Below are 26809 nucleotides of genomic sequence, written 5' to 3'. Positions count from 1 at the left end.
GGGATGGCGGCGGAGCAGCCGATCGAGCTCACCGTCATCCGTCGCGACGGCAGCAGCACGCCGTTCGACGCCACCAAGATCTCCGTCGCCGTGACGAAGGCTTTCCTCGCGGTCGAGGGCGCCGACGCAGGCGCAACCCACCGGGTCCGCGACCTGGTGACCGACCTGACCGGCCGGGTCGTCGGAGCCCTGACCAGCCGCGGCCGTCATCACACAGCTCGTCGCAGCGTGCAGGTCGAGGACATCCAGGACCAGGTCGAGCTGGCGCTCATGCGTGCCGGCGAACACCAGGTCGCCCGCGCCTACGTGCTGTACCGCGAGGAGCGGACCAAGGCTCGCACGCCTGCCAATGCGGCCGGCGTGACCGAGAAGCCGGCGCTGACCGTCCGCGCGGCCGACGGCACCGCGTCCCCACTCGACGTCGACCGGTTGCGGGTGATCGTCGCGGAGGCGGCAGCCGGCCTCGACGCGGTCGACCCCGAGCTGATCCTCAACGAGACTCTTGGCGCCTGCTACGACGGCATCGCGCAGCACGAGGTCGAGCTGGCGCTGGTGATGGCCGCGCGCGGTTTTGTCGAGACCGAGCCGCAGTACAGCTTCGCCGCGTCCCGGCTGCTGCTGGATCAGATCCGGCGCGAGGCGCTGGGGCGTGTCCACGGCGAGCCGCGGCAGGCCAGCCAGGCCGAGATGGCCGAGGCGTACACGACCTACTTCCCGCAGTACATCCGCACCGGGATCGAGGCCGGCCAGCTCGACCCGGAGCTCGGCACCTTCGACCTCGAGCGGCTCGCCGCGGCGATCAGGCCCGAGGCCGATCTGGACTTCACGTTCCTCAGCCTGCAGACGCTGTACGACCGGTATCTCCTCCACCTCGACAAGGTTCGGTACGAGCTGCCGCAGGCGTTCTTCCTGCGGGTCGCGATGGGGATGGCGTTACGCGAGGACGACCGGGAGGCGCGGGCGATCCAGTTCTACGAGCTGCTCAGCTCGTTCCGGTTCATGTCGTCGACGCCGACGCTGTTCAACTCCGGCACGACCCGTCCGCAGCTCTCGTCCTGCTTCCTCACCACGGTCGGGGACGACCTGGCCGGCATCTTCAGCGGCATCCGCAACAACGCGCTGCTCGCGAAGTACTCCGGCGGCCTCGGCAACGACTGGACCCCGGTCCGCGGCATCGGCGCCAAGATCCGCGGCACCAACGGCGAGTCCCAGGGCGTAGTCCCGTTCCTGAAGATCGCCAACGACACCGCAGTAGCCGTGAATCAGGGAGGAAGACGGAAGGGCGCAGTCTGTGCGTATCTGGAGACCTGGCATATCGATGTCGAGGAGTTTCTCGATCTTCGGAAGAACACCGGGGACGAGCGTCGGCGTACGCATGACATGAATACGGCGAACTGGGTGCCGGACCTGTTCTTGCAGCGGGTCGAGGCTGGTGGCGAGTGGACGTTGTTCTCGCCCAACGAGGTGACCGATCTGCATGATCTGTACGGCGTGGCGTTCGCCGAGGCGTATGTCGCGTACGAGGCGGCGGCGGATCGTGGTGAGATCCGGGTGTTCAAGCGGGTCAAGGCCGTCGACCTGTGGCGGCGGATGCTGACGGTGCTGTTCGAGACCGGGCACCCGTGGATCACGTTCAAGGACGCCTGCAACCTGCGTTCGCCGCAGCAGCACGACGGTGTCGTCCACTCGTCGAACCTGTGCACCGAGATCACCCTCAACACCACGGTCGAGGAGACCGCCGTCTGCAACCTGGGGTCGGTCAACCTGGTCGCGCATCTCACCGCGGACGGTCTCGATGCCGAGCTGCTCCGGGACACGGTCAAGACCGCGGTCCGGATGCTCGACAACGTCATCGACGTGAACTTCTACACGACCCCGGAGTCGGAGCGGGCCAACCAGCGCCACCGTCCGGTCGGCCTCGGGCTGATGGGCTTCGCCGACGCGCTGTTCGCGCTGCGGATCCCGTACTCGTCGGATGCCGCGGTCGAGTTCGCGGACAGTTCGATGGAGCAGATCAGCTACCACGCGATCGAGGCGTCGAGCGATCTCGCCGCAGAGCGCGGGCGGTACTCGACGTACGACGGATCGCTGTGGAGCAGGGGGATCCTGCCGATCGACTCGCTCGAGCTGCTGACGTCCGCCCGCAACGGCGACGTGATCGTCGACGAGAGCAGTCGGCTGGACTGGGATGCGCTGCGGGCGAAGGTACTGCGCGACGGCATGCGGAACTCGAACGTCATGGCGATCGCGCCGACCGCGACGATCTCCAACATCTGCGGCGTGAGCCAGTCGATCGAGCCGGCGTACAGCAACCTGTTCGTGAAGTCGAACATGTCCGGTGAGTTCACGGTCGCCAACCCGTACCTGGTCGCCGAGCTAAAGGCACGCGGGCTGTGGGACCAGGTGATGGTGTCCGACCTGAAGTACCACGACGGTGTGCTGGCCGGTATCGAGCGGATCCCGGCGGACGTGCGGGAGCTGTACGCGACCGCGTTCGAGATCGACCCGCAGTGGCTGGTGAAGGCGGCGTCGCGCCGGCAGAAGTGGATCGACCAGGCGCAGTCGCTGAACCTGTACATGGCGAAGCCGAGCGGACGCGCGCTCGACGAGCTGTACCGGTCGGCGTGGCGCTATGGCCTCAAGACGACTTATTACCTGCGTTCCCAGTCAGCAACCCACGTGGAGAAGTCCACGCTCAAGGGAACCGACGGCCGACTCAACGCAGTACCAGTAGCTGTACCAGTAGCAGTACCGGTAGCAGTACCAGCAATGCCAGAACCGACCGGAGCTGTCTGCTCCATCGAAGACCCCGACTGCGAGGCCTGCCAGTGAGCACCATTTCCGTTGGAGCGGCGCGAGTTGAGGTCGCTGACAAGGCGATGATCAACTCGCGGGCCGACGTCAACCAGTTGCTGCCGCTGAAGTACACGTGGGCCTGGGAGAAGTACCTTGCCGCCTGCAACAACCACTGGATGCCGACCGAGGTCTCGATGCAGGCCGACATCTCGCTCTGGCGGCGTCCACCAGGGGCCAAGGACGGCCTGACCGACGACGAGCGGCTGATGCTCAAGCGCAATCTGGGCTTCTTCGCCACCGCGGAGTCCCTGGTAGCGAACAACATCGTCCTCGCCGTGTACCGCCAGCTGACCAACCCCGAGTGCCGGCAGTACCTGCTGCGCCAGGCATTCGAGGAGGCGGTGCACACCCACACCTTCCAGTACATCTGCACGTCGCTCGGGCTCGACGAGGGCGAGCTGTTCAACATGTACCGCGAGGTGCCGTCGATCTCGGACAAGGACGCCTGGGCGCTGAAGTACACCCAGCACCTCGAGGACCCCGACTTCCGGACCGGTACGCCGGAGACCGACACCGCGTTCCTGCGCGATCTGATCGCGTTCTACGTGGTGTTCGAGGGGATGTGGTTCTACACCGGGTTCGCGCAGATCCTGTCGCTCGGCCGGCGGAACAAGATGGTCGGCATCGCCGAGCAGTACCAGTACATCCTGCGCGACGAGTCGATCCACCTGAACTTCGGCATCGACTGCATCAACCAGATCAAGCAGGAGAACCCGCACCTGTGGACAACCGAGTTCCAGGCCGAGGTCCGGCAGATGCTGACCGAGGCGTGCGAGCTGGAGGTCGCCTACGGCCGGTCCACCATGCCGAACGGCATGCTCGGGCTCACGGCGGAGCTGTGCGAGCAGTACATGCACTTCATCACCGACCGCCGTGCAGAACAGATTGGTATCGATCCGATCTTCGGTGAAACGCGGAACCCCTTCGGCTGGATGTCAGAGGTGATGGACCTGAAGAAGGAGAAGAACTTCTTCGAGACCCGAGTGATCGAGTACCAGTCCTCCAGCGGACTCAGCTGGGACTGACACCGGATCACCCCAGATCGGAAGGCCCGCGGAGCTACTCGCCGCCCCGCGGGCCTTCCTTACCGCGCCTGATTCCGCTACCAGCCCGATTCGTCTACCAGTCCGATTCGTCAGCGTGGGTTGTTGGCGTGGGTGAGGGTTTCCCAGGCGAAGAAGTAGTTCGCGCCGGCGGGGCGTTTGGCCTCGGTGTAGGCGAGGGTTGTGGGCATCTGCTGGCCGAGGCGGTTGTGGTAATGGTTGTAGACCACCTCGGTGACCGCGCCCAGGCCCTTCTTCACCGTGCCGCCGCAGAGGTTCGACGGGACCGCGGCTCCGTTCTCCAGGCGTGTGTGGAAGTAGTAGCCGTCGGTGAGTCGCTTGCCCGCTTCGGCATACAGGTTGACGCCTTGGTGGTACGCCGTCTCGGCGACGTGCGTGGCAGCGGTCAGGCCCCAGCCGGTGTGGCCGAAGTCGCGGCAAGTCTCCTGGGCCAGACCGTTCGAGAACGTCGACTGTCCTTGCCAGTAGTCGACGATCTCCTCGCGAGTGTCCTTCGCGCAGGTCGACGGCGCCTTCGGGTACGCACCGTCGGTCGACTCGTACACATAGCCGGGCAACCGGCCACGCCATATGCTCAGAGCCTTGTCAAAAGCCGCGTGGTCGTCGAGGAACACCGCGATGCCGATCGCGGCGTCGGTCATGATCAGTTCCCAGTTGCCGTTCTTGCAGCCGGCGCCGTTGCGTACTTCGGGCAGGTACACCTCGCGCAGCATCTTCTCGAAGCGCCCGCGCTGGGCCCACTGCCCGCCGTACGTGTACTTGATCAGCTCGCCGGCGCGTGAGAACGAGGCGCCGGACCAGCCGGTCTGCAGCGGCGCGTTGCTGTTGGTGTGGTCCTTCAGTACGGCGGACCACGCATCCATGATCTGGATCGCCTTCTTGGCGTACCGGTCGTCGCGGGTGATGTACCAGAGCAGTGCGTGCGTGTACGCCGCGAGCGCGTCGTCACGCTCGTCCGAACACCCGTTGTTCGGGTTCGAGCTCGAGCCGCATTCGACGATCGCACGCGGCTTCGGCGTGTACGACAAGGCGGCGTACGAGCTGGCCTTCATCGCGTCGTACGCCGCCTTCTGCGGCTGGGCTCCGGCGAGGACCTGCTGCCGGGCGAAGTCGAGCTGCGCCTTGTCGACAAGGACACCCGGATGCTTGAAGGCGGCAGGCGCCTTGGTCATGGCCTCACTGGGACGGGCGGCGACCAGTACGACGGAGGCCGCGATCAGAGTCATTGTCAGGATCAGAAGGAGTGGGCGGTGCAGTCGGAGCATGGCTGTCTCCTGTGATGGGGGCGGAGACAGCAAACTACCCGGTCCACCGACTATTAGTAAACCTTCCTAACCAAATTATTCGGGGAGCTGCACGAAGATCACCAGCACGAGCAGACCGGCGACGACGAGCAGGAAGATCGCCATCTCGTGCAGTCCGGCTGTCGTTGCGCCGTGCTGGAAGAAGTGGGCATTGGCCGCGGCAGAGATGAGCGCCCCGACGTACACGCAGGTCCGCAGCAAGCCGGCGGATGAGCCGATCCGCGCCGGATCGGCCTGCTGGTAGAGGGCGGTCTGGTTGGCGAGGTTGTTCAGGCCCTGCGGGATCCCGGCGACAACACCGACCACGGCCAGGACCCAGATCGAAGTACTCGGACCGACGAACAACTGCCCGGCCGCGGCCACGACGAGACAGATGCTTCCGGCAACGAGTTTGCCGCGGATCGCTGCCCGCCGGCCGGTCAGCAGCGTGACCAGGACCGCCGCCAGGGACAGTGGTAGAAGGAGCAGACCAGCGGAGGAAGCGCTGAGCCCGCGGGCCTCCTCCAGCCATTGCGTGAAGCCGTAGAGGAACGAGTACGCGCCGACGTACGCGAGCACCTGGCGCGTGTACGTGAAGATCAGCGGACGGTTGCCGCCCAGCACTCGCAGGTCGATGAACGGCGCGACGACGCGCAGCTGCGTGATCACGAACGACACGCCCAGGACCAGGGCAAGCACCAGTACGTACCACCGCGAGAGCCGCGGCTGCATCAGGAACAACATCAGCGAGATCAACGTCGTGGTGAACAACGCGACCCCCGCATAGTCCAGTCCCCCGGCGCCGCGCGACCGTGCCCGGCGCGGCAGCCACAGCGAGCCGAGCACCACGCAGATCACCGACAGCGGGACGTTGATCGTGAAGATCAGATGCCATCCGCCGAGCCCGATCAGCAGGCCGCCGAGCGTCGGCCCGATCACCGCGATCACCTGGTTCGCGACCGACAGACTGCTCAGGATGACGGCTGGCGTGTCCATCCCAGTCCGGTCGGCCTCGCTGCGGATCAAGGACATCGCGGCCGGGTACGCCGCCGACGTGCCCAGACCGAGGAGGACCCGGGACCCGACGAGTACGCCGAGGTTCGGGGCCAGCGCACCGAGCAGACCCGCCACGCCGACCAGCGAGGTCGCGATCAAGTAGAGCGGACGCGATCCGAACAGGTCGACCAGCCGGCCCATCACGGGCTGGCCGACCGCGGTCGCGATGTACAGCCCGGTGACGAGCCACGCGGTCTGCGACGGCGGTACGCCGAACGCCGCGCCGATCGGGATCAGCGCCACCGCGAGCATCGACGAGTTGATCGGGTTCAGCACCGAACCGACGATCATCGGCGCGATCAGGCGCCGATCGAACTGCGCCGGATCTGCCGTCACTGCGCAACCACTGGACCCGCCACTGGACCGGCCACTGGACCCGTCACTGGACCCGTCACACGGGCAATCACCGCGGAGTCGCCGCCTCGATGGCCCGGTCGAGCAGCGCGAGCGCCTTGATGATGGTCTGCCGCTCGGCCTCGGTGCAGTGTTCCTGCAGGGTCTGCGCGAGCCACTCCTGCCGGACCTTGCGATCACCCTGCAGGCGGTGCCGGCCGGCTGTGGTCAGGGACACGACCTGACGCCGGCCGTCCTCCGGATCGGGGTGCCGCTCGATCAGATCAGCCTGCCGTAGCGCGGCCAGGATCGCCGCGATCGACTGCGGCCGGATCCGCTCCGCCGTGGCCAACTCGCTCGCCGACGCCGGTCCGTCCTTGTCGAGCCGACTCAGCACCGAGGACTGCGAGGGCGTCAGATCATCGGTATCGGCCAGCGCGGTCAACCGCCGTTTGACCCGGCCGAGGACCACCCGCACCTCGCTCGCCGCGCGGGCCGCGGACGCTGAGATCTCCATACCGGCCACCATACTCATCAGTCCAGACTGATCAGTTATGGCTGTCATTGGCCGCACCAACGACAGCCGAGGAAGTTTCCGCGATCGCTGGACACGGCCCGGCGGACCGGACTAGCGTCTCAGTCTCCACCAATTCTATTCACCGTGAGAATAAATGGCGAAGCTCGAACGAGGCAGTGTCGGCACCCGGACGGCGAACCGCGGGGCGGTCATCGCCGCGCTGCTGTCCGGCGCCGGGATCGACCGGCGGCAACTGGTGCAGCAGACCGGACTGAGCTGGGCCACGGTGGCCCGGATCGTCGACGATCTGCTGGCCGACGGGCTGGCCCTCGAGCAGCACAAGATCGTCCGCGACGGCCCCGGCCGCCCCGGCGCCGCACTCGGATTCAACCCGCGATCCGGGTTGGTGTGCGGGATCGACCTCGGCGGCACCTACTGCCGGATGGTGATCGCCGACGGCATCGGTACTGCGATCATCCGCTGCCGCGACGAGACACCGCGGGACCTGGCCGCCGCCGAGCTGGCGTCCTGGATCGCGACGCGGGTGCTCGGCTTGGTCGAGCGGTACGGCGACGGCGTACCGCTCACGTCGGTGGCGATCGGACTGCCCGGTGTCGTTGCCTCCACGAAGGATCGCGTGGTCGGCGCGTTCAACCTGCCGCCGATCCTCGGCACGACCTTCGTCGAGACGGTCGCCGCGGAGCTCGGCGTGCCGACGATCATCGACAACGATTCGAACCTGGCACTGCTGGGTGAGCTGCACTACGGCGAGTTGCCCAGGGACGAGACCGTCGTCCTGCTCAGCCTCGGCACTGGTCTCGGCTCGGCGGTCGCGTTCAACCGGCAGGTGCTCGCGGGGCCCGAGGGTCTGCTCGGCGAGTTCGGCCGGCTGCGGCTGCCGGGCCGCAAGGAACGGCTCCGGGATCTGCTGTCCGGCGCGGGCTTGCTCGCGCTCGCTCACGAAGCCGGTCACCGACTCAGGAAGGCCGACGAGGTGTTCGCCGAACCGGACCGGTTCGGCGGCCTGGTCGACGAGATCCACGAGGCGCTGCTGCATCTGGTGTCGATCGTTGCCCTGGCCTACGAGCCGAGCACGGTGGTCTTCACCGGCGGCTTCTCCGGTGCGTTCAGCGACTCCGTGCTGGAGTCGGTGAGCGCCGAGACGTACGAGACGGTCGGCGTACACAGCGATCTGCGCCGGTCTGTGCTCGGGGATTCGGGCGGCCTGCTCGGTGCGATGGCCGCCGCCCTGAGTGGTTACTACACCGCGATCGGGGTGGCCCGCCACCAGGTCGCCTCGATCACTACGTCCGCCCCCGGTGTCGTGGCCCAGCTGGACGGCTGCGCTGTCGACCCACCCGACGAAGAGGTATTGACATGAAGCCCTGGAAGTCCTTGGCTCTGCTCGCATCGATATCGCTCAGCCTGGCCGCCTGCGGCGGTTCCGGCCCGGGCAAGGCCGCGCCGACGAACAAACTGACGGTCTGGATGATGACCGGCGGTCCCGGTGACAACAAGATCATCGGCGACGTCACCAAGCAGTTCAACGAGAAGCACCCCGACGTGAAGGTGACCGTCGAAGTACAGCAGTGGGACAACATCGTCACCAAGCTGACCACGGCGCTTGCCTCCGACAACCCGCCCGACATCGTCGAGATGGGCAACACCCAGACCCCGATGCTGACCGCCTCCGGCGCGCTGGCCGAGCTCACCGACAAGAAGGGCGAGTTCGAGTCGTCCGACCAGTGGCTGGCCGGCCTGGCCGGACCGTCGACGTACCAGGGCAAGCTCTACGCCACTCCCCTGTACGGCGGAACGAAAGTCGTCATGTACAGCAAGAAGATGTTCGCCGCCGCGGGGATCGACAAACCGCCGGCGACCGTCGACGACCTGATCGCGGACTGCGGCAAGCTCGCGAAGGCGCACACCTCGACGCCGAACTTCTCCGCGTTCTACATGCCCGGCCAGTACTGGTTTGCCGGGATGCCGTTCCTGTTCGGCAAGGGCGGAACCATCGCAACCAGTACGGACAACAAGTGGACCGCGCAGATGAGCAGCGCGGAGAACCAGGCCGGCCTGGCCGAGTGGAAGAAGTTCCAGAACGGCTGCTCGACGCCGTCCTCGATCGGTGCCAATACCGACAGCCCGGACCAGGACCAGATCTTCGCCGACCAGAAGGCCGCGATGATCTACGTGAAGGCGTGGGAACCGGGCGCGGTCGCCGAGAAGAACGCCAAGGCCGCCGCCGATGCCGGCTACTTCATCATGCCCGGCTACGAGGCGGGCAAGCCGCTGCCGGTGATCGTGGCCGGCTCGACGATCGGTATCGCCCAGAACAGCCCGAACAAGGACATGGCCGTCGACTGGCTGAAGATCATCACCGGCAAGGAGTTCCAGCAGACGATGACCCGGACGATCCACCAGCTCCCGGTGGTCGCCGCCTTCCTGCCGACGACGGGCAACGTGCCCGAGGTGCTGAAGCTCGGCGCGCAGGCAGCCACCGTCAGCCAGGCGCTGCCGTCCACCCCGGGCGAGGCGACGCTGGAGACCGAGAGCTACAACGAGCAGTTCTTCTCGAAGATCGCCAAGGGCGCGGACATCGCCGGCGCCGCGAAGGACTACGACAAACACGCGACCGAAGCGTTCAACGCCCAGTCCGGACAGCGCTGACGACCGATGACCTCGCTCACCCAGGCGCCGGAGACCACACCGGTAACGCCGCCGCGCACCCATCAGGCGGTGCGCGGGAATCGGCTCGCACGGTTCACGCCGTACGGCTTGATCGGGCCCGCGCTGATCGCGTTCGCGGCAGTGCTCGGGTATCCGATCGTGCGGCTGATCTGGCTGTCGCTCCAGGACTTCGGGCCGCGGTCGCTGTTCACCGGGGAGGCGCCGTTCGTCGGGCTCGACAACTTCAGCCGGGTGCTCGGCGACAGCGACTTCTGGTTCACGTTGCTGCGCACCCTGATCGTCAGCGTCGCCTGCGTGAGCGGGCTGATGGTGATCGGCTTCCTGCTGGCATCCCTGCTGATGCAGGTGTCGGCGTGGGCGCGGGTGATGCTGTCGGTCTGCCTGGTGCTGGTTTGGGCAATGCCGATGGTGTCGGCCACGATGATCTGGCGGTGGTTGTTCGAGCCGCAGTACGGCGTACTGAACTGGGTGATCACGCAGCTCAAGGTGTTCGGCGACTTCTCGGCCCACGACTGGTTCTCGTCGCCCAGTCAGGCGTTGTTCCTGATCATCGCGCTGATCGTGTGGAAGGGTCTGCCGTTCGTGGCGCTCACGCTGTACGCCGCGATGGGCCAGATCCCCGGTGACCTGTACGAAGCGGCCGCTCTGGACGGCGCCGGGCGGTGGAACGTGGCTCGCAACGTCACGATGCCGATCCTCGCGCCGGTGCTCGCCGTACTCGTGCTGCTCGAAGTGATCTGGTCGGTCAACTCGTTCACGCCGATCTGGGTGCTGACGCAGGGCGGTCCCGACGGCGGGACGACGACGCTCGGCGTCTACTCGTACCTCGAGGCGTTCACCCGTAACGACTACAGCGGCGGCGCGGCGATCGCGATCATCACGGTGCTGCTGCTCGCCGTACTGTCCGTGCTGTATGTACGGCGCTTGTTCGCGCAGGACGAGGCGATCGCATGAGACGGAAGCGGGCCGTCCCGAACACGATCGCCGTACTCGTCTCGCTGGTGGTGATCTTCCCGGTCTACTGGATGTTCGCGACCGCGCTCAAGCAACCCGGCAAGATCCTGTCGGCGACGCCCGAGTTCGTCCCGTGGCCGCTGAGCCTCGACAACTTCCGTACGGCGCTCACGCACGGGCCGTTCCTGCACTACGTGCGCAACTCGTTGCTGGTCTCGGTGTCGACAGTGCTGATCGCGCTGGTCGTTGCCTTGGGCGCCTCGATCGCGCTGGCGCGGTTCCGGTTCATCGGCCGGCGGGCGTTCCTGGTCGGGCTGGTGCTGGTGCAGATGGTGCCCGGCTCGGCGATGGTCATCCCGCTGTACCTGATGCTGCGGTCGGTCGGCGCGATCGACTTCGTGCCCGGACTGATCATCACCTACATGACGTTCGTCCTGCCCTTCACGATCTGGACGCTGCGTGGCTTCGTCGCCGGGATCCCGCTGGAGCTCGAGGAAGCCGCGATGGTCGACGGCTGCGGCCGGTTCGGCGCGTTCTGGCACATCCAGCTCCCGCTGCTCGCGCCGGGCATCGTGGCCACCTCGATCTTCGCCTTCATCAGCGCGTGGGACGACTACCTGTTCGCCTACGTGTTCCTGAAATCCCAGAACAACTACACGCTGCCGGTCTGGCTGGTCTCGTTCCAGACCTCCGACGGTATCGACAACGGCGCCACGATCGCGGCGTCGGCGATCTTCTCGCTCCCGGTGCTGATCGTCTTCCTGCTGATCCAGCGCCGGCTGGTCGGCGGGATGACGGCCGGCGCGGTCAAAGGCTGATTTCCCCCTGACTCATATGGAGGATGTTGTGAACGCAGAGCTCAACCGGCTCGCCCATGGTGTGCTGTTCCCGGCGCTCGGCCGGCCCTCGGTCCCGAACTGGGTTCCGTCGCGGATCGAGGCCGGCCTCGGCGGGTTCGTGATCTTCGGCAGGGACACCGTCGACGGGCCGCAGTTCCGGCAGTTGGCGGCTCAACTGCACAGTCTGCGCGATCACGTGTTGCTGTCGATCGACGAAGAGGGCGGTGATGTCAGTCGGATCGCCGATCTCGGCGGTTTTTCGATGCCCGGTAACCGCGCGCTGGGTGAGTTGAACGACGTGGAGCTGACGCGGCAGGCGGCGTACCAGATCGGTTTGTCGCTGGTCGAGGCTGGGATCGATTGGGACCTGGCTCCGGCAGTGGACACGGCGGTCAACCCGATGAGCCCGAACGGGATCCGCTGCTTCGGGTCGGACCGCGAGCTGGTCAGCCGGCACACCGCGGCTTGGGTGTCGGGGATGCAGGCGGCCGGAGTGAGTGCGTGCGCCAAGCACTACCCGGGGCATGGGATGAGCGGGACCGATGCGCACCTCGCGACGCCGCTTGTCGACGTATCGCGGGAGGAGTTGCTCGCGAGCTATCTCGATCCGTTCCGCGCGGCGATCGAGGCCGGCGTCGACAGCATCATGGTGTCGCACGACCTGGTGCCGCAGGTGGACGACGTACCGGCGACGATCAGCAAGGTGCTGCTGACGGACATCCTGCGGGGTGAGCTCGGGTACGACGGGGTGGTGATCACGGACGCGCTCGAGATGTACGGAATCGCGGATGTGGCGCCGCTGCCGGAGGCCGCCGTACGGGCGATCGAGGCTGGGGCGGATGCGCTGTGTCTTGGGTCGTGGGCGTTCCTGGACGACGTGGATGTGGCGGCCGCTGCTCTCGTTGAGGCTGTTGAGAGCGGGCGGTTGCCGCTGGAGCGGTTGGAGAGCGCGAACGAGCGGCTTGCTCGGTTGGGGTCGCGAGCGAAGGCGGATGTGGCGGAGCGGGACAACGAGCTGGGCTCGCGGTTGGCCGAGCAGGTTGTCGTGACTCACGGGGATCCGCGGGTGCGGAGTGACGCCGTACTGATCATTCGGCTGGAGCCGACGCACTCCCCCGCTGCTGGGTCTTCGGGTTGGGGTGTGGAGCAGCTGCTGCGCGACGCCGGGAAGGTTGTCGAGAGCATCGGGTTGTCGGGACAGACCTACAACGGGCCCGGGATGGCGCGGGCCGGGGTGGGTGAGTTCCGGTCCGAGTACGGCGCCGACAGCCAGGTGATCCTGCTGGTCCGTGGCGCCCATCGCTTCGACTGGCAGGAGAAACTGATCGGCGAACTGCAGACCCAGCACCCGGACATGATCGTCGTAGACATGGGCGTCCCCGGCGTGGACTACTCCGGTTTCGCCGGCTGGCTCCAAACCTTCGGCAGCGCCCGAGTCTGCGCCGAAGCAGCCGCGGGCCGCCTCCTAGCCCCGTGACCACCTTGCTGAACGCCCACCTCTGCACGCCGGAGCCAGTCGATGGCTGGCTCCAAGTCGAGCACGGCCGAATAGTCGCCCTAGGCCCCGGCGCCCCACCAGAAAACCCCGCCCGTCCCGCGGTGGTTGATGTTGGGGGGCGGTGGTTGTTGCCGGGGTTTGTGGATACGCATTGTCATGGGGGTGGCGGGGCGGCGCTTTACTCGGGTGAAGTGGAGGATGTGCTGCGGGCTGCTCGCAGTCACTTGCGGCACGGGACGACGAGCTTGGTTGCGTCGGTGGCGACTATGCGGCTTGATCGGATGGTTCGGGCTGCGGAGGCGGTTGTTGCGGCGGAGGCGCCTAATGTTCGTGGGATTCACTTTGAAGGGCCGTTCTTGTCGCATCGGCGGCGTGGAGCGCAGACGGCTGATGCGTTGCTTGCGCCTGATGGGAAGGTGTTCGACGAGCTGATCCGCGCGGCCGGCGGGCTCGCGATGGCGATGACGATTGCGCCTGAGTTGCCGGGGGCGATCGAGCTGATCGAGCAGCATCGGGGCGAGATCACGTTTGCTGTCGGGCATACCGATGATGACGGGACCTGGACGCGGTGGGCGTTCGACGCCGGTGCGCGGACTGCTACCCACCTGTTCAACGCGATGTCTGCGATGACCCACCGCCAACCCGGGCCGGTCGGCCTCGCTCTCACGGACGAGCGCGTCGCGTGTGAACTGATTGCCGACGGCATCCACCTGTCGCCGGAGGCGCTGACCGTCGCGACGCGCACCGCCGGGCTCGACCGCACGATCCTCGTCACCGACGCGATGGCCGCGACCGGTCTCGGCGACGGCGAGTACTCCTACGCCGACCGACATGTCCACGTCAGCGACGGCGTCGCCACCCTTCGCGGCACCGACACGCTCGCCGGCTCGGTCCACTTCCTCGCCGACGCGCTGGCAACCGCCGTACGCGTCCTCGGCCTACCAGTCCCACAAGCCGCCAAGCTGGTGGCGAGCAACGCGGCCCGCCACTACGGCTGGCAGGACCGCGGAACGCTTGCCATCGGCAACGTCGCCGACCTGGTCCTGCTCTCGCCCGACCTCACCATAGAGGCCGTCTACCTGGCAGGTACGCCGGTCAGCTGACCGCGACCTCGAGCACACCGATCACCTTCTCGAGCCGCGCCGCGACCCGCCCGGCGTCGAACCCATTGCCTTCAACAACGATCCGCAACGAACCCCGGTCCAGCGACAGCTCGAGCTCGCGCACGTCGTACGGATTCAGCAGTACGGCGATCCGCGCGAGCATCCCGCCCGTCTCGACCACCTCGGCGGTGAAGACCGTCATCGTTCGCTCGACCGCGAGCAGGCTCATCGCACGACCTCCTTGTGGCGCAGCAGACCGAAAGTGACCCCGTCGACGAGCGCCTCCCACGACGCCTCGACGATGTTGTGCCCGACACCGACCGTCACCCACGACCCCTCGCCGTCCGCGGTCTCGATCAGGACTCTGATAACCGCGTCCGTGCCATGTCCCGAGTCGAGGATGCGGACCTTGTAGTCGACGAGCTCGAACTTGTTCACCACCGGGTACGCGCGCTCGATCGCAGTACGCAGCGCATGATCCAGCGCGTTCACCGGACCGTTGCCCTCCCCCGTGACGATCTCCCGCTCGCCGCCCGCGACGAGCTTCACCGTCGACTCGGACACCGCCTCGCCGTCGGCGCGCGACTCGGTGATGACCCGCCACGACTCGACGTCGAAGAACGACGCCCGCTTCCCGGTCACCTCCTCGGTCAGCAGCAGCGAGAACGACGCATCCGCGGCCTCGAACGTGTACCCGCGCGACTCCATCTCCTTCACCCGCTCGGTCACCCGGCTGACCACGTCGCGGTCAGCCTTCGTACCGCCGAGGTCGAACCCGAGCTCGCGGCCCTTCAGCTCGACGCTCGCGCGGCCGGCCATCTCCGACACCAGCATCCGCATGTCGTTGCCGACCAGCGCCGGATCCGTGTGCTGGTAGAGATCCGGGTCCACCTTGATCGCGCTGGCATGCAGGCCCGCCTTGTGGGCGAACGCGGACAGGCCCACGTACGGCTGCCGGGTCGACGGCGGCACGTTCGTGACTTCGGCGATCGCGTGGGCGATCCGGAACGACTCGGCCAGGTTTCCCGGCGGCAGCAGTTCGTGCTCACGCTTCAGTTCGAGGTTGGCGACGATCGCCAGCAGGTCGGCGTTCCCGGTGCGTTCGCCGTACCCGTTGATCGTGCCCTGGACGTGCGTGACGCCGGCCTCGACGGCGGCGATCGAGTTCGCCACCGCGCAGCCGGCGTCGTTGTGACAGTGGATGCCGAGCCGGGCGCCGGTGGAATCAAGGACATCCCGTACGACGTCCTGCAGCTCCCTCGGCAAGGTCCCGCCGTTCGTGTCGCAGAGCGCGACCACGTCCGCCCCGGCCTCGACGGCTACTCGTACTACCTCCAGCGCATAGGCGCGGTTGGCGCGGTACCCGTCGAAGAAGTGCTCGGTGTCGAGGAAGACCCGCTGACCGTGCTCGCGCAGATGCTTCACGGTGTCGGCGACCATCCGCAGGTTCTCGTCGAGCGTCGTACGCAGCGCGCGCTCGACGTGCGCATCGTGGCTCTTGGCAACAAGTGTGACGACACCGGCGCCGGACTCGCGCAGCGCGGCGACCTGCGGGTCGTCGGCGGCCGCGGTGTCGGGCTTGCGGGTCGCGCCGAAGGCCGCGAACGTCGCGTTCTTCAGGTGCAGCTCGGTCCTCGCCCGCTCGAAGAACTCGGTGTCCTTGGGTACCGCACCCGGCCACCCGCCCTCGATGAAGCCGACCCCCAGCTCGTCCAGGTGCTGCGCGATCACGATCTTGTCGGCCACGGACAGCGCCAGCCCCTCTTGCTGCGCGCCATCGCGAAGAGTCGTGTCGTAGACGTGGAAATCGTCCGAGATGCTCATGGGGGTCGGCCTTCCGGAACGGAGGGATTGGGCAAACAAAAAACCTCCCGCAAGGTGCGAGAGGTCTGCGCGCTCAGGTCCAGCTTGCTGAGCGCGCCTAGATAATGATGCCCTTGTAGTTCTTCATGACTTTTGCAGTCTGCCACACAATGTCCGACCGATGACGTGACTGTCTCGCATCACGAACATTCAGTACTCCAACCAGTACTCCAGCGCCCACCCCAGTCCACCCCACACCCCAGCACCCGCGCATGTCACACCACGGGATATCCACCCGAGTTGAGGGTTCTCCGCCGGTATGCCAACGAACAACCCCCAACACCAGTGGTTATCCACCCGAATGAGCCGGGCCTCGGCACGCGGCGGGTGGCGGCGGCCAGGCGGGGAGGGTGGTCGGCGCGGGGCGGGTCGCGGCGGCTGGGCGGGGAGGTTGGTCGGCGAGTGGCGGCGGCCGGGCGGGGAGGGTGGTCGGCGGGGGTGGGGGTCAGGCGCTGAGCGACCATCCGGGGTCGTCCCACGCGGTGTAGAAGTCCTCGCGGGACAACGGCCGCAGTCCCCACTCCTCGCGGTCGAGCGCCTGGTCGGTGAGCATGCCCTCGTCGTCCTCGAGCCGCTGCCACCAGTACCGGGTGACCTCGCCGTCCTCGCCCGAGCCGAGCTGGCGGATCACGACCCACTCGCGCTCGTGCCAGACCGCCTCGTACAGCCAGTCGGTGCCGTGGTCGTCGGCAACCGCACCGTACGTCCGCGGCGCCGTACCGCGGTCCAGATCCCGGATCAGCTCCACCGTCGCCCGGATCGCCGCCGACGTCTCGTCCGACCATCGCCGACGCTCGGCCAGCTCGACGTAGTAGCCCTCGACTTCATCCGGGAAGCTGCTCATGGCGCCCGACCCTACCGAACCGAACCGTCGCGCAGCGACCACCAGTCCGGCCTTCAGACCTGAAAAGATCCTATGAAAGAGCAGTGGCCCGGCTGGTTGCGCCGGGCCACTGATCGAACTGCGAATCAGGAGATGCGGGTCATCCAGCCGTGCGGGTCCGCTACGCGGCCGTACTGGACGTCGAGGAGGGCGCTGCGGACGGCTGCGGTGACCGGGCCGCCGTTGCCGTCGCCGATCTGGGTCTCGCCGTCCTTCCACTTCAGCGAGGCGACCGGGGTCACGACCGCGGCCGTGCCGCAGGCGAAGACCTCGCGCACCTTGCCGGAGGCCGCGCCTTCGCGCCACTCGTCGACCGAGATCTTCCGCTCGGTGACGGTGTAGCCGAGGTCGGTGACGAGCTTCAGGATCGAGTCCCGGGTGACGCCCTCGAGGATCGTGCCGGACAGCTCCGGCGTGACCACCGAGTTGTCGTCGAGGACGAAGTACAGGTTCATCCCGCCGAGCTCTTCGACCCACTTCTTCTCGACCGCGTCGAGGAACGCGACCTGGTCGCAGCCCTCCTCGATCGCCTCGGCCTGAGCGAGCAGCGAGGAGGCGTAGTTGCCGCCGGTCTTCGCCGCGCCGGTGCCGCCGGGGGCCGCCCGCGTGTACTCCTCGCTCAGCCAGATCCGGACCGGCTTCACGCCCTTGGCGAAGTACGAACCGGCCGGCGACGCGATCAAGCAGTACGTCACGTGACTGGACGGCCGTACGCCGAGGAACGGGTCGGACCCGAACATGAACGGGCGCAAGTACAGCGAGGTCTCGCCGCCGCCCGGCACCCAGGCCTTGTCGAGCTCGACCAGCTTGTGCAGCGAGTCGAGGAAGGCCTCGGTCGGCAGCTCGGGCAGCGCGAGGCGCTGCGCGGACCGCTGGAACCGGGCCGCGTTGGCCTCGGGGCGGAACAGATGGATCGAGTCGTCGGGATGCCGGTAGGCCTTCATCCCTTCGAAGATGGTCTGGGCGTAATGGAACACCGCGGTCGCGGGAGACAACTCCAGCGGTCCGAAGGCGGTGATCCGCGCGTCGTGCCAGCCCTTCTCGGCCGTCCAGGTGGCGATCGCCATGTGGTCGGAGAAGTACTGCCCGAATCCCGGGTTCGCCAGGATCTGGGCGCGCTGGTCGTCGCCGGCCAAATGGGTGCTCGGCTCAACGGTGAACTCTAAGGCGCTCATAGCCGCACCGTACCTCTCGACCAAGTGGTCATGCGAGCATCGGCCCCGGCCGCAGCGGGGGCCTCACCGACGGTCACCGGTCAGCCCGCCGCGCGCTTGGCGATCGCGTCGCCGATCTCGGCGGTGCTGCGGGCTACCCCCGTGCGCTCCTCGATATCGGCCTCGACTGCTGCCTCGATCGCACGCGCCGCCTCGGTCAGGCCGAGGTGCTCGCACAGCAGCGACGCCGAGAGGATGGCCGCGGTCGGGTCGGCCTTCTGCTGGCCGGCGATGTCCGGCGCGGAGCCGTGCACCGGCTCGAACATGCTCGGCGCGGTCCGGTCCGGGTTGATGTTGCCGCTCGCGGCCAGCCCGATCCCGCCGCTGATCGCGGCCGCCAGGTCGGTGATGATGTCGCCGAACAGGTTGTCGGTGACGATCACGTCGAACCGGGCCGGGTCGGTGACCAGGAAGATCGTCGCCGCGTCCACGTGCAGGTAGTCGACGGTGATCTCGGGGAAGTCGGCCGCGACCTTGTCGACGGTCCGCTTCCACAGGTGACCGGCGTGCACGAGCACGTTGTTCTTGTGCACCAGCGTGAGCTTCTTGCGCGGCCGCGCCATGGCGCGCGCGAACGCGTCACGGACGACCCGCTCGACGCCGTACGCCGTGTTGACCGACACCTCGGTGGCGATCTCGGCCGGAGTCCCGACCCGGAGCGCGCCGCCGTTGCCGACGTACGGACCCTCGGTGCCCTCGCGGACGACGACGAAGTCGACCTCGCCCGGGTTCGCCAGCGGGGAGCCGACGGAGGGGTAGATCTTCGAGGGCCGCAGGTTCACGTAGTGATCGAGGGTGAAGCGGAGCTTGAGCAGCAGACCGCGCTCGAGCACGCCGGACGGGACGCTCGGGTCGCCGACCGCGCCGAGCAGGATCGCGTCGTGCTTGCGAATCTCCTCCAGCTCGGCGTCCGGCAGCGTCTCGCCGGTGGCGTGCCAGCGCTTCGCGCCGAGGTCGTACTCGGTCCGCTCGAACGTCACGCCGTGCTGCGCGGCTACCGCGTCGAGGACCTTGAGGGCCTCGGTGGTGACCTCCGGTCCGATCCCGTCACCGGGAACGACGGCCAGCGTGAAGTTCTTGTTCTCGCTCACTTCTTGGGTTCTCCCCCATTGTCACGGCGGTTCATGGCCTCTTGGACAGCCTTGACCTCGTCACTGGCCGGGCGGGCGGTACGGCGACGGCGGGCCGCCTTCCGCTCCCGGGCGTCGATCGCGGGCCAGTTGGCTGGATACATGTCGTACATGCTGCTGCTCCCAAATATGTCGTGGGCGGCAGGATGCGCACGAATTTACTCGCACGTCCGACTAGTTCACCACTATGCGGGCACCTTGTCCCGGTATGTGAGATCCCGGTGCTGGTCCTGGACCGGACCTGTGCAACTCTCAGCCGGTGAGTGCTCCTCCAGAACTGCCGCCGCTGGTGTCGGCGGCCCTCAGCCTGTCCGGCCGGCGCGGATTCGTCAGCTCCACCCGCAACGAGACCGGCCGGCTGCTCGCCTCGCTCGCCGCGTCGAAGACCGGCCTGCTCGGTGAGCTCGGGACCGGCTGCGGGGTCGGCTCTGCCTGGCTGCGCAGCGGCGCCGGGGAGTCGACGAACATCGTCACCGCGGAGAGCGATCCGCAGCTGGCGCAGGTGGTCGCGGAGCTGTTCGCCGCCGACGAGCGGATCGAGGTCGTCTCGGCCGACTGGACCGCGCTGATCGAGCGCGGACCGTTCGCACTGCTGTTCGTGGACGCGCGCGAGGCCAAGCTCTCGGCCCGCGACATCATCGCGGACGTGGTCGAGCCCGGCGGTTTCGTCGTACTGGACGACTTCACGCCGTCAGCGGTGTGGCCGCCGATGTACGAGGGCCGCGTCGACACGCTCCGCCAGGAATGGCTGATGGACAAGCGCTTCACGACCGTCGAGGTGATGGTCGCCCCCGACGCCGCCGTACTGCTTGCCACCAGGCACTAGGAATTGGAGCGGGCCCGGGCTATTGAGCCCGGGCCCTTGCCGGCCGCCATGCGCCTGCGGGCGGCTGGCCGCTTCCAGTAAATCAGTCGTTCGTCTCAATCAGGCTTCGAGGTCCACGGTGCGGGCGGTGTCGGCCTGGACCGCGGCGGCGATGTCGTCGAGGACGGTCGGGGCGATCTTCGAGTCGACCGACAGCGCGACCAGGGCCTTGCCGCCCTTGCGGTCGCGGCTGACCTGCATACCGGCGATGTTCACGTCGGCGTCGCCGAGGATGCGGCCGATCTGGCCGACCGCGCCCGGCCGGTCCTCGTAGGTGAGGAACGCCAGGTGTGCGGCGAGCTCGATCTCGACGTCGTACCCGTCGATCTCGACCAGCCGCTCCGACTGCCGTACGCCGATCAGCGTGCCGGACACCGAGACCTGAACACCGTCGGCGAGCGTGCCGCGCAGCGTGATCAGGTTGCGGTGCTCGGGGCTGTCGTGGTCGGTGACGAGCCGGACCTCGAGGCCCCGCTCGGCCGCCAGCAGCGGCGCGTTGACGTACGAGACGTTGTCCTCGACGACATCCGCGAAGACGCCCTTCAGCGCAGCGAGCTCGAGCACCTTCACGTCGTACTGCGTGATCTCACCGCGCACCTCGACGTCGAGCTGCTGCGCGACACCACCGGCGAGCGCGGTGAAGATCCGGCCCAGCTTCTCGGTCAGACCGATGCCCGGGCGGACGTCCTCGGCGATCACGCCGCCCTGGACGTTGACCGCGTCCGGGACCAGCTCGCCCGACAGCGCGAGGCGGACCGACTTCGCGACCGCGATACCGGCCTTCTCCTGCGCCTCGTCGGTGGAGGCGCCGAGGTGCGGCGTGACGACGACGTTCTCGAACTCGAACAGCGGCGAGTCGGTGCACGGCTCGGACGCGAACACGTCCAGGCCGGCGCCGGCCACACGCCCTTCCTTCAAGGCAGAGTAGAGCGCCTGCTCGTCGACGATGCCGCCGCGGGCCGCGTTCACGATGATGACCTCGGGCTTGACCTTGTGCAGCTGCTCGTCGCCGATCAGGCCGATGGTCTCCGGGGTCTTCGGCAGGTGCACCGAGATGAAGTCACTGGTCGCCAGCAGCTCGTCCAGGGTGGCGAGCCGGACGCCCATCTGCGCGGCCCGGCCGGCCTGCACGTACGGGTCGTAGGCGATCACGTTCATTCCGAAGGCGGCCAGCCGCTGCGCGACCAGGACGCCGATCTTGCCAAGGCCGACGATGCCGACGGTCTTCTCGAACAGCTCGACACCGGAGTACTTGCTGCGCTTCCACTCGCCCTTCTTGAGCGACTCGTTCGCGGCCGGGACTCGCCGCGCGGAGGCGAGCAGCAGGGCGACGGCGAGCTCGGCGGCGCTGGTGATGTTGGAGGTCGGCGCGTTGACGACCATCACACCCGCCTGGGTGGCGGCCTTCACGTCCACGTTGTCGAGGCCGACGCCGGCGCGGGCGACGACCTTCAGCTTCTTCGCGGCGGCGAGCGCCTCGGCGTCCACCTTGGTGGCGCTGCGGATCAGGATCGCGTCGACGTCGGCGATGGCCGGGATCAGCTCGGCGCGGTCGGCGCCGTTCGCGTGGCGGATCTCGAAGTCGGGGCCGAGGGCCTCGACGGTGGCCGGGCTGAGCTCTTCGGCGATCAGGACGACGGGCCGGTTTACGTCAGTCATGGAGGAATCTCCTGCAGAAGCGGTAGGGGCTCATGATGAACAGAGCACCGCGCTGTGCCCGCTGCCTCGATGGTACCGCGTCCACTCCGGGCCTCGTTGGAGGGCCCGGATGACGGTCAGTCACTGTCGCAGCTGACCGCAGTCGCCATCGGGACGGTTCGATCGATCAGCAGCTTGCCGCCCACCCGGACCAGCTGGAAGCGCACGTCGAGCCGGTTGCAGTTCTGGCCGCCCGCGCCGGTCGCGGTCGGGGCGAACAGGATGTCGTACGACATCCGGGCGTACGAGCCGTCCGGTGCCACATCGGTGATCTTCGCGTTGAAGAAGTACGACGTCCGGTGGTTGTGCAGGTCCCGTGCCTCGGTCATGCCCTGGGCGAAGCGCGCCGAGTACAGCGACTGCAGTCCGCGGAAGTCCTGCTGGTTCTCCAGCGTGATGTAGTTGCCGAACAAGTGCTGCACCTCGACGTTCAACGTCGTCCCGGCGACCTGAAGAGCCGGAACGACCGCGGCTTGCGGGCCACGCGACTGGTCGCAGGTCCCGGCCGTCGCGACGGTGACGCCCGACGGCGCCACGGCGGCGTACCCCCGGAGGTTCTCGAGCGGGACGATCGCGCCGGCCTGCACCGTGGCGCCGGTGACGAGCCCGATCAGACCGCCGGACCTGTCGACGACCGGGCCGCCGAGCTTGGCCGTGTTCATGACCTCGCTCAAGGCCCTCGGGTCGGCCGTCGAACCGACCTCGTTGATCGTCTGCTTGCCCGCCGCGGTGTAACCGATCAGCGCCCGCTGCGCCTTCGGGTCGGGGTCGGCCGCGGCGACCTGTATCGGCGCGCCGGGCTGGCCGATCGACTGCAGTACGGCGACGCCGTCCGCGCTCGTGCCGAGCAGGTTGGCCCGGCGGATCCGGCCGTCCTGCGTGATGATCACGATCGACCTCGGATTGGCCACCGCCGAGGCCGCGGTCAGCACCCGGCCGTTGTCGATCAGCACGCCGGATGCCTCGCCGGTCGAGCCGCACGTCGTCGCGAGCACCCGGACCACCGCCGGACCGGCCGCCTTCAGTACCTCGTCGGTGTTGATGTCCAGGCGCTGCTGATGGACGAACCAGCCCGCACCTGCGCCACCCGCGGTGATCACCAGCAGGACGACGAACCCGGCCAGGATCCGGCCGAAGATCCACGGCCTTCGGGCCGGCGGTGTCGGGGGTGGTGCAGTGAGTCGGCTGGGAACCTCCAGCTGCGTCAGCGAACCGGCGTTCGCGGGGATCCGCCGAGGCGGCCGCGGCAGCCCGTTCCTGCCGTCCTCCACCGCCGGTCACCTCCCCCGCACTCACCCACCTGAACCACGCCCTTGGACCATTACCGTCACACATTGTGTCAAAAGAAAGGGCCCGGGCCATCCACCTGGACGGTCCGGGCCCTTCAGAATCCTGCAGGTCAGCGGGCGGACGTGCCCTCGACGTAGTCGTCGTCGTGGGACTTGACCCACGCCATCAGGCCGCGCAGTTCCTTGCCGACGGCCTCGATCGGGTGCGACTCGCTCTGCTTGCGGAACTCGGCGAACTCCGGCGCGCCGGCGTCCTGGTCGGCGATGAAGCGGGCCGCGAAGGTGCCGTCGGTGATGTCGCCGAGGACCTCCTTCATGCGCTGCTTCACCGACGCGTCGATGATCCGCGGGCCGGACACGTAGTCGCCGTACTCGGCGGTGTCGGAGACCGACCAGCGCTGCTTGGCGATACCGCCTTCGTAGATCAGGTCGACGATCAGCTTGAGCTCGTGCAGGCACTCGAAGTACGCGACCTCGGGCTGGTAGCCGGCCTCGGTCAGTACCTCGAAGCCGTTCTGGATCAGCGCCGACACGCCACCGCAGAGGACGGCCTGCTCACCGAACAGGTCGGTCTCGGTCTCCTCGGTGAAGGTGGTCTTGATACCGCCGGCCCGCAGACCGCCGATGCCCTTCGCGTACGAGAGCGCCAGGTCCCACGCCTTGCCGGTCGCGTCCTGCTCGACCGCTACCAGCACGGGTACGCCGCGACCCTCGGTGTACTCGCGGCGGACCAGGTGGCCGGGGCCCTTCGGGGCGACCATGAACACGTCCACGCCGGCCGGCGGCTTGATGTAGCCGAACCGGATGTTGAAGCCGTGACCGAAGACGAGCGCGTCGCCGTCGACCAGGTTCGGCTCGATGGCCTCCTTGTAGAGCTTGCGCTGGGCCGGGTCCGGCGCGAGTACGACGATGACGTCGGCCTCCTCGACCGCCTCGGCCGGGGTGAGCACCCGCAGGCCCTGGGCCTCGGCCTTGGCCCGGCTCTTCGAGCCCTCCGGCAGACCCACCCGGACGTCGACGCCGGAGTCGCGCAGCGAGAGCGCGTGGGCGTGGCCCTGGGAGCCGTAGCCGAGGACGGCCACGTGGCGGCCCTGGATCACCGACAGGTCGGCGTTGTCGTCGTAGAACATTTCAGCTGCCACTTGCGGCACTTCTCCTTAGTGTTGATTCGGTACGGCGGCGGCCCGGCCTGGCGGCGGGCCCGGCACCGGGTGGTTCGCGGGGTTCGTGTGGCTCGCGCGTTCGGCGGGTCGTGCCTGCACGGTCGGAGGACCCGACTGGACGTGCGGCGGAGGCACCGGGACCGGCCGCAGCGTGCGGTCGGAGATGGAGCGGCTGCCCCGGCCGATGGCCACCATGCCGGACTGCACCAGCTCGCGGACGCCGAAGGGTTCCAGCACCCGCAGCATGGCTTCGAGTTTCTCGGGATTGCCGGTCGCCTCGATCGTGATCGCGTCCGGTGCCACGTCCACCACCTTCGCACGGAACAGCTGGACGGTCTCCAGCACCTGTCCGCGGGTCAGGGTGTCCGCCTTGACCTTCACCAGCAGCAGTTCGCGCTGAACCGTCTGGCTGGGCTCGAGCTCGACGATCTTGATCACGTTCACCAGCTTGTTCAGCTGCTTGGTGATCTGCTCCAAAGGCTGCTCGTCCACGCTGACCGCGATGGTCATCCGGGAAACCTCGGGGTGCTCGGTCGGACCGACCGCGAGCGAGTCGATGTTGAAGCCCCGCCGCGAGATCAACGCGGCCACCCGGGCCAGCACACCGTGCTTGTTCTCGACCAGGATGCTCAAAGTGTGTTTACTCATCGACGTCCTCGCTTCGCTCCGGGCGCCGATGAGGCACGAGTCGGCTGTGCTGGACTTGTTCGTTCGCTGCGCTCTCTCACTACAACTCCTCCCCGTCCCACTTGGGGGCCATGTCGCGGGCGATCTGGATCTCGTCGTTGCTGACGCCGGCGGCGACCATCGGCCACACCATCGCGTCGCGGTGCACGACGAAGTCCACGACGACCGGCTGGTCGGTGACCGACATCGCCTTGTCGATGGTGGCGTCGACGGAGTCCTTGTCGGAGCAGCGCAGCCCGACGCCGCCCATCGCCTCGGCCAGCTTGGCGAAGTCCGGGATCCGGGCCGAGTGCAGGTCGGTGTTCGAGTAACGCTTGTCGTAGAACAGCGTCTGCCACTGGCGGACCATGCCCAACGACTGGTTGTTGATGACGGCAACCTTGATCGGGATGCCCTCCAGCGCGCAGGTGACGAGCTCCTGGTTGGTCATCTGGAAGCAGCCGTCGCCGTCGATCGCCCAGACGGTCTTGTCCGGGCGCGCGACCTTGGCGCCCATCGCGGCGGGTACGGCGTACCCCATCGTGCCGAGGCCGCCGGAGTTCAGCCAATGACGCGGCTTCTCGAACGGCAGGTAGTGCGCGGACCACATCTGGTGCTGGCCGACGCCCGCGGTGTAGATGGCGTCCGGTCCGGCGATCTGGCCGATCCGCTCGATCACGTACTGCGGGGACAGCGTGCCGTCCTCGGGCTCGTCGTACGCCACCGGGTACTTCGCGCGGACCGATTCCAGCTGGCCGCGCCAGGCGTCGTACGACGGGGTGCGGCCGGAGCTCGCGATCTCGGTCCGCAGCGCCGCGATCAGGTCGGTGATGACCTCCTTGCAGTCACCCACGATCGGCACGTCGGCGGCGCGGTTCTTACCGATCTCGGCCGGATCGATATCGGCGTGGATGACCTTCGCCTCGGGTGCGAACGAGTCGAGCTTGCCGGTCACCCGGTCGTCGAACCGGGCGCCCAGCGTGATCAGCAGATCGGAGCGCTGCAGTGCGCCGACCGCGGACACCGAGCCGTGCATACCGGGCATGCCGAAGTGCAGCTCGTGGGTGTCCGGCAGCGCGCCGCGGGCCATCAGCGTGGTGACCACGGGGATGCCGAGCAGCTCGGCGAGTTCCTTCAGCTCGGCGCTGGCCTGGGCGCGGATCACACCGCCACCGACGTACAGCACCGGCTTCTCGGCCGCGGCGATCAGGCGAGCCGCCTCACGCACCTGCTTCGGGTGCGGGCGGGTCACCGGCCGGTAGCCGGGCAGCGCGAGCTCGGTCGGCCACTGGAAGTCGACGCCCTTGGTCTGCATCGCGTCCTTGGTCACGTCGACCAGCACCGGGCCGGGCCGGCCGGTCGAGGCGATGTGGAACGCCTCGGCGATCGTGGTGGCGATGTCGGCCGGGTCGGTCACCAGGAAGTTGTGCTTGGTGATCGGCATCGTGATGCCGCGGATGTCCGCCTCCTGGAAGGCGTCCGTACCGATCGCGGCACCGGCCACCTGACCGGTGATCGCCACCATCGGCACCGAGTCCATGTACGCGTCGGCGATCGGCGTCACCAGGTTGGTCGCGCCCGGGCCCGAGGTCGCCATGCACACGCCGGTCTTGCCCGACGCGGCCGCGTACCCCTGGGCGGCGTGGCCGGCGCCCTGCTCGTGACGTACCAGGATGTGGCGGATCTGGGTCGAGTCGAGCATCGGGTCGTACGCCGGGAGGATCGCGCCGCCCGGGATGCCGAAGACGGTGTCCACTCCGGCATGTTCCAGTGCGCGGATCAGAGCCTGTGCCCCGGTCAGCTGCTCACTCATGAGAGAGCCTTCCTGTCCTGTCACGAATTTT

Annotated in this window: 23 protein-coding genes; 9 read left to right on the top strand and 14 right to left on the bottom strand. The window is 67.8% G+C overall.

Going from position 1 to position 26809, the window contains the following annotated elements; translation table 11 throughout:
- The first annotated feature begins 3 nt into the window (after positions 1 to 3).
- Together EV645_RS36935 and EV645_RS36930 are read left to right on the top strand one after the other, a co-directional pair.
- Positions 4 to 2832 (top strand): ribonucleoside-diphosphate reductase subunit alpha, encoded by a 2829-nt coding sequence (locus EV645_RS36935; protein ID WP_130449040.1) that lies wholly within the window; start codon positions 4 to 6, stop codon positions 2830 to 2832.
- Positions 2829 to 3881, top strand: a complete 1053-nt coding sequence (locus tag EV645_RS36930) for a ribonucleotide-diphosphate reductase subunit beta (RefSeq protein WP_242000889.1) — start codon at positions 2829 to 2831, stop codon at positions 3879 to 3881. The genes EV645_RS36935 and EV645_RS36930 overlap by 4 nt, the downstream gene beginning before the upstream one ends.
- A gap of 110 nt (positions 3882 to 3991) precedes the next feature.
- Here EV645_RS36930 and EV645_RS36925 read toward each other — a convergent pair whose 3' ends face one another.
- From EV645_RS36925 to EV645_RS36915, 3 genes are all read right to left on the bottom strand, one after another.
- Positions 3992 to 5146, bottom strand: a complete 1155-nt coding sequence (locus EV645_RS36925; RefSeq protein WP_242000888.1) for an alginate lyase family protein — start codon at positions 5144 to 5146, stop codon at positions 3992 to 3994.
- Positions 5147 to 5260: 114 nt separating this feature from the next.
- A complete protein-coding gene (locus EV645_RS36920) occupies positions 5261 to 6595 on the bottom strand; it encodes an MFS transporter (RefSeq protein ID WP_198682110.1) in 1335 nt (444 codons plus the stop codon).
- A gap of 67 nt (positions 6596 to 6662) precedes the next feature.
- Positions 6663 to 7109 carry a MarR family winged helix-turn-helix transcriptional regulator gene (locus EV645_RS36915; protein WP_130449036.1) on the bottom strand — a complete coding sequence of 149 codons (447 nt, stop codon included), beginning with the start codon at positions 7107 to 7109 and terminating at the stop codon, positions 6663 to 6665.
- A 154-nt stretch (positions 7110 to 7263) separates the two neighbouring features.
- On the opposite strand from EV645_RS36915, the gene EV645_RS36910 reads away from it, so the two are divergent.
- Genes EV645_RS36910 through nagA form a run of 6 tightly spaced genes read left to right on the top strand, consistent with a single transcriptional unit; the run spans position 7264 to position 14194 of the window.
- Positions 7264 to 8490 (top strand): ROK family protein, encoded by a 1227-nt coding sequence (locus EV645_RS36910; RefSeq protein ID WP_130449034.1) that lies wholly within the window; start codon positions 7264 to 7266, stop codon positions 8488 to 8490.
- Entirely contained in the window at positions 8487 to 9779 is a 1293-nt protein-coding gene (locus EV645_RS36905; RefSeq protein WP_130449032.1) for an extracellular solute-binding protein, read from the top strand. The genes EV645_RS36910 and EV645_RS36905 overlap by 4 nt, the downstream gene beginning before the upstream one ends.
- Before the next feature lie 6 nt (positions 9780 to 9785).
- Entirely contained in the window at positions 9786 to 10754 is a 969-nt protein-coding gene (locus tag EV645_RS36900; RefSeq protein WP_130449030.1) for a carbohydrate ABC transporter permease, read from the top strand.
- Entirely contained in the window at positions 10751 to 11572 is an 822-nt protein-coding gene (locus EV645_RS36895; RefSeq protein WP_130449028.1) for a carbohydrate ABC transporter permease, read from the top strand. Before EV645_RS36900 ends, EV645_RS36895 begins: the two co-directional genes overlap by 4 nt.
- Before the next feature lie 28 nt (positions 11573 to 11600).
- On the top strand, positions 11601 to 13070 hold the full coding sequence (locus tag EV645_RS36890; protein WP_157997242.1) for a glycoside hydrolase family 3 protein: 1470 nt from the start codon (positions 11601 to 11603) through the stop codon (positions 13068 to 13070).
- Complete coding sequence (nagA, locus tag EV645_RS36885; protein ID WP_338419176.1) at positions 13067 to 14194, top strand: N-acetylglucosamine-6-phosphate deacetylase; 1128 nt, start codon at positions 13067 to 13069, stop codon at positions 14192 to 14194. Before EV645_RS36890 ends, nagA begins: the two co-directional genes overlap by 4 nt.
- Here the strand turns inward: nagA and EV645_RS36880 are convergent.
- The 6 genes from EV645_RS36880 to EV645_RS42460 form a co-directional block, all read right to left on the bottom strand.
- Positions 14187 to 14423, bottom strand: coding sequence for a hypothetical protein (locus EV645_RS36880; RefSeq protein ID WP_130449022.1), 237 nt, complete (start codon positions 14421 to 14423; stop codon positions 14187 to 14189). The genes nagA and EV645_RS36880 overlap by 8 nt on opposite strands.
- Positions 14420 to 16018, bottom strand: coding sequence for a citramalate synthase (gene cimA, locus EV645_RS36875; RefSeq protein ID WP_130449020.1), 1599 nt, complete (start codon positions 16016 to 16018; stop codon positions 14420 to 14422). Before cimA ends, EV645_RS36880 begins: the two co-directional genes overlap by 4 nt.
- A gap of 484 nt (positions 16019 to 16502) precedes the next feature.
- Positions 16503 to 16901 (bottom strand): hypothetical protein, encoded by a 399-nt coding sequence (locus tag EV645_RS36870; protein WP_130449018.1) that lies wholly within the window; start codon positions 16899 to 16901, stop codon positions 16503 to 16505.
- A gap of 125 nt (positions 16902 to 17026) precedes the next feature.
- The gene (locus tag EV645_RS36865) at positions 17027 to 18115 is read right to left on the bottom strand and encodes a branched-chain amino acid aminotransferase (RefSeq protein WP_130449016.1); all 1089 of its coding nucleotides are present in this window, start codon (positions 18113 to 18115) and stop codon (positions 17027 to 17029) included.
- 80 nt (positions 18116 to 18195) lie between these two features.
- The gene (locus tag EV645_RS36860) at positions 18196 to 19245 is read right to left on the bottom strand and encodes a 3-isopropylmalate dehydrogenase (protein ID WP_130449014.1); all 1050 of its coding nucleotides are present in this window, start codon (positions 19243 to 19245) and stop codon (positions 18196 to 18198) included.
- On the bottom strand, positions 19242 to 19397 hold the full coding sequence (locus EV645_RS42460; RefSeq protein WP_198682109.1) for a hypothetical protein: 156 nt from the start codon (positions 19395 to 19397) through the stop codon (positions 19242 to 19244). Before EV645_RS42460 ends, EV645_RS36860 begins: the two co-directional genes overlap by 4 nt.
- A gap of 146 nt (positions 19398 to 19543) precedes the next feature.
- On the opposite strand from EV645_RS42460, the gene EV645_RS36855 reads away from it, so the two are divergent.
- Complete coding sequence (locus EV645_RS36855) at positions 19544 to 20110, top strand: O-methyltransferase (RefSeq protein WP_130449012.1); 567 nt, start codon at positions 19544 to 19546, stop codon at positions 20108 to 20110.
- A gap of 99 nt (positions 20111 to 20209) precedes the next feature.
- On the opposite strand, the gene serA is transcribed toward EV645_RS36855, so the two are convergent.
- From serA to EV645_RS36830, 5 genes are all read right to left on the bottom strand, one after another.
- Positions 20210 to 21808: a phosphoglycerate dehydrogenase gene (serA, locus tag EV645_RS36850; protein WP_130449010.1), complete on the bottom strand. Its 1599-nt coding sequence runs from the start codon at positions 21806 to 21808 to the stop codon at positions 20210 to 20212.
- Positions 21809 to 21924: 116 nt separating this feature from the next.
- The gene (locus EV645_RS36845; RefSeq protein WP_130449008.1) at positions 21925 to 23118 is read right to left on the bottom strand and encodes a S1 family peptidase; all 1194 of its coding nucleotides are present in this window, start codon (positions 23116 to 23118) and stop codon (positions 21925 to 21927) included.
- 128 nt (positions 23119 to 23246) lie between these two features.
- On the bottom strand, positions 23247 to 24266 hold the full coding sequence (gene ilvC / locus EV645_RS36840) for a ketol-acid reductoisomerase (RefSeq protein ID WP_130449472.1): 1020 nt from the start codon (positions 24264 to 24266) through the stop codon (positions 23247 to 23249).
- A 27-nt stretch (positions 24267 to 24293) separates the two neighbouring features.
- Complete coding sequence (gene ilvN / locus EV645_RS36835; protein WP_130449006.1) at positions 24294 to 24947, bottom strand: acetolactate synthase small subunit; 654 nt, start codon at positions 24945 to 24947, stop codon at positions 24294 to 24296.
- Positions 24948 to 25026: 79 nt separating this feature from the next.
- Positions 25027 to 26778: an acetolactate synthase large subunit gene (locus EV645_RS36830; RefSeq protein ID WP_130449004.1), complete on the bottom strand. Its 1752-nt coding sequence runs from the start codon at positions 26776 to 26778 to the stop codon at positions 25027 to 25029.
- Positions 26779 to 26809: the final 31 nt, after the last annotated feature.

Origin of the sequence: Kribbella rubisoli, assembly GCF_004217145.1 — a bacterium.
Taxonomy (GTDB): domain Bacteria; phylum Actinomycetota; class Actinomycetes; order Propionibacteriales; family Kribbellaceae; genus Kribbella; species Kribbella rubisoli.
Note: the sequence above shows the minus strand (reverse complement) of the source record. Positions and strands in the feature narration are given on the sequence as shown.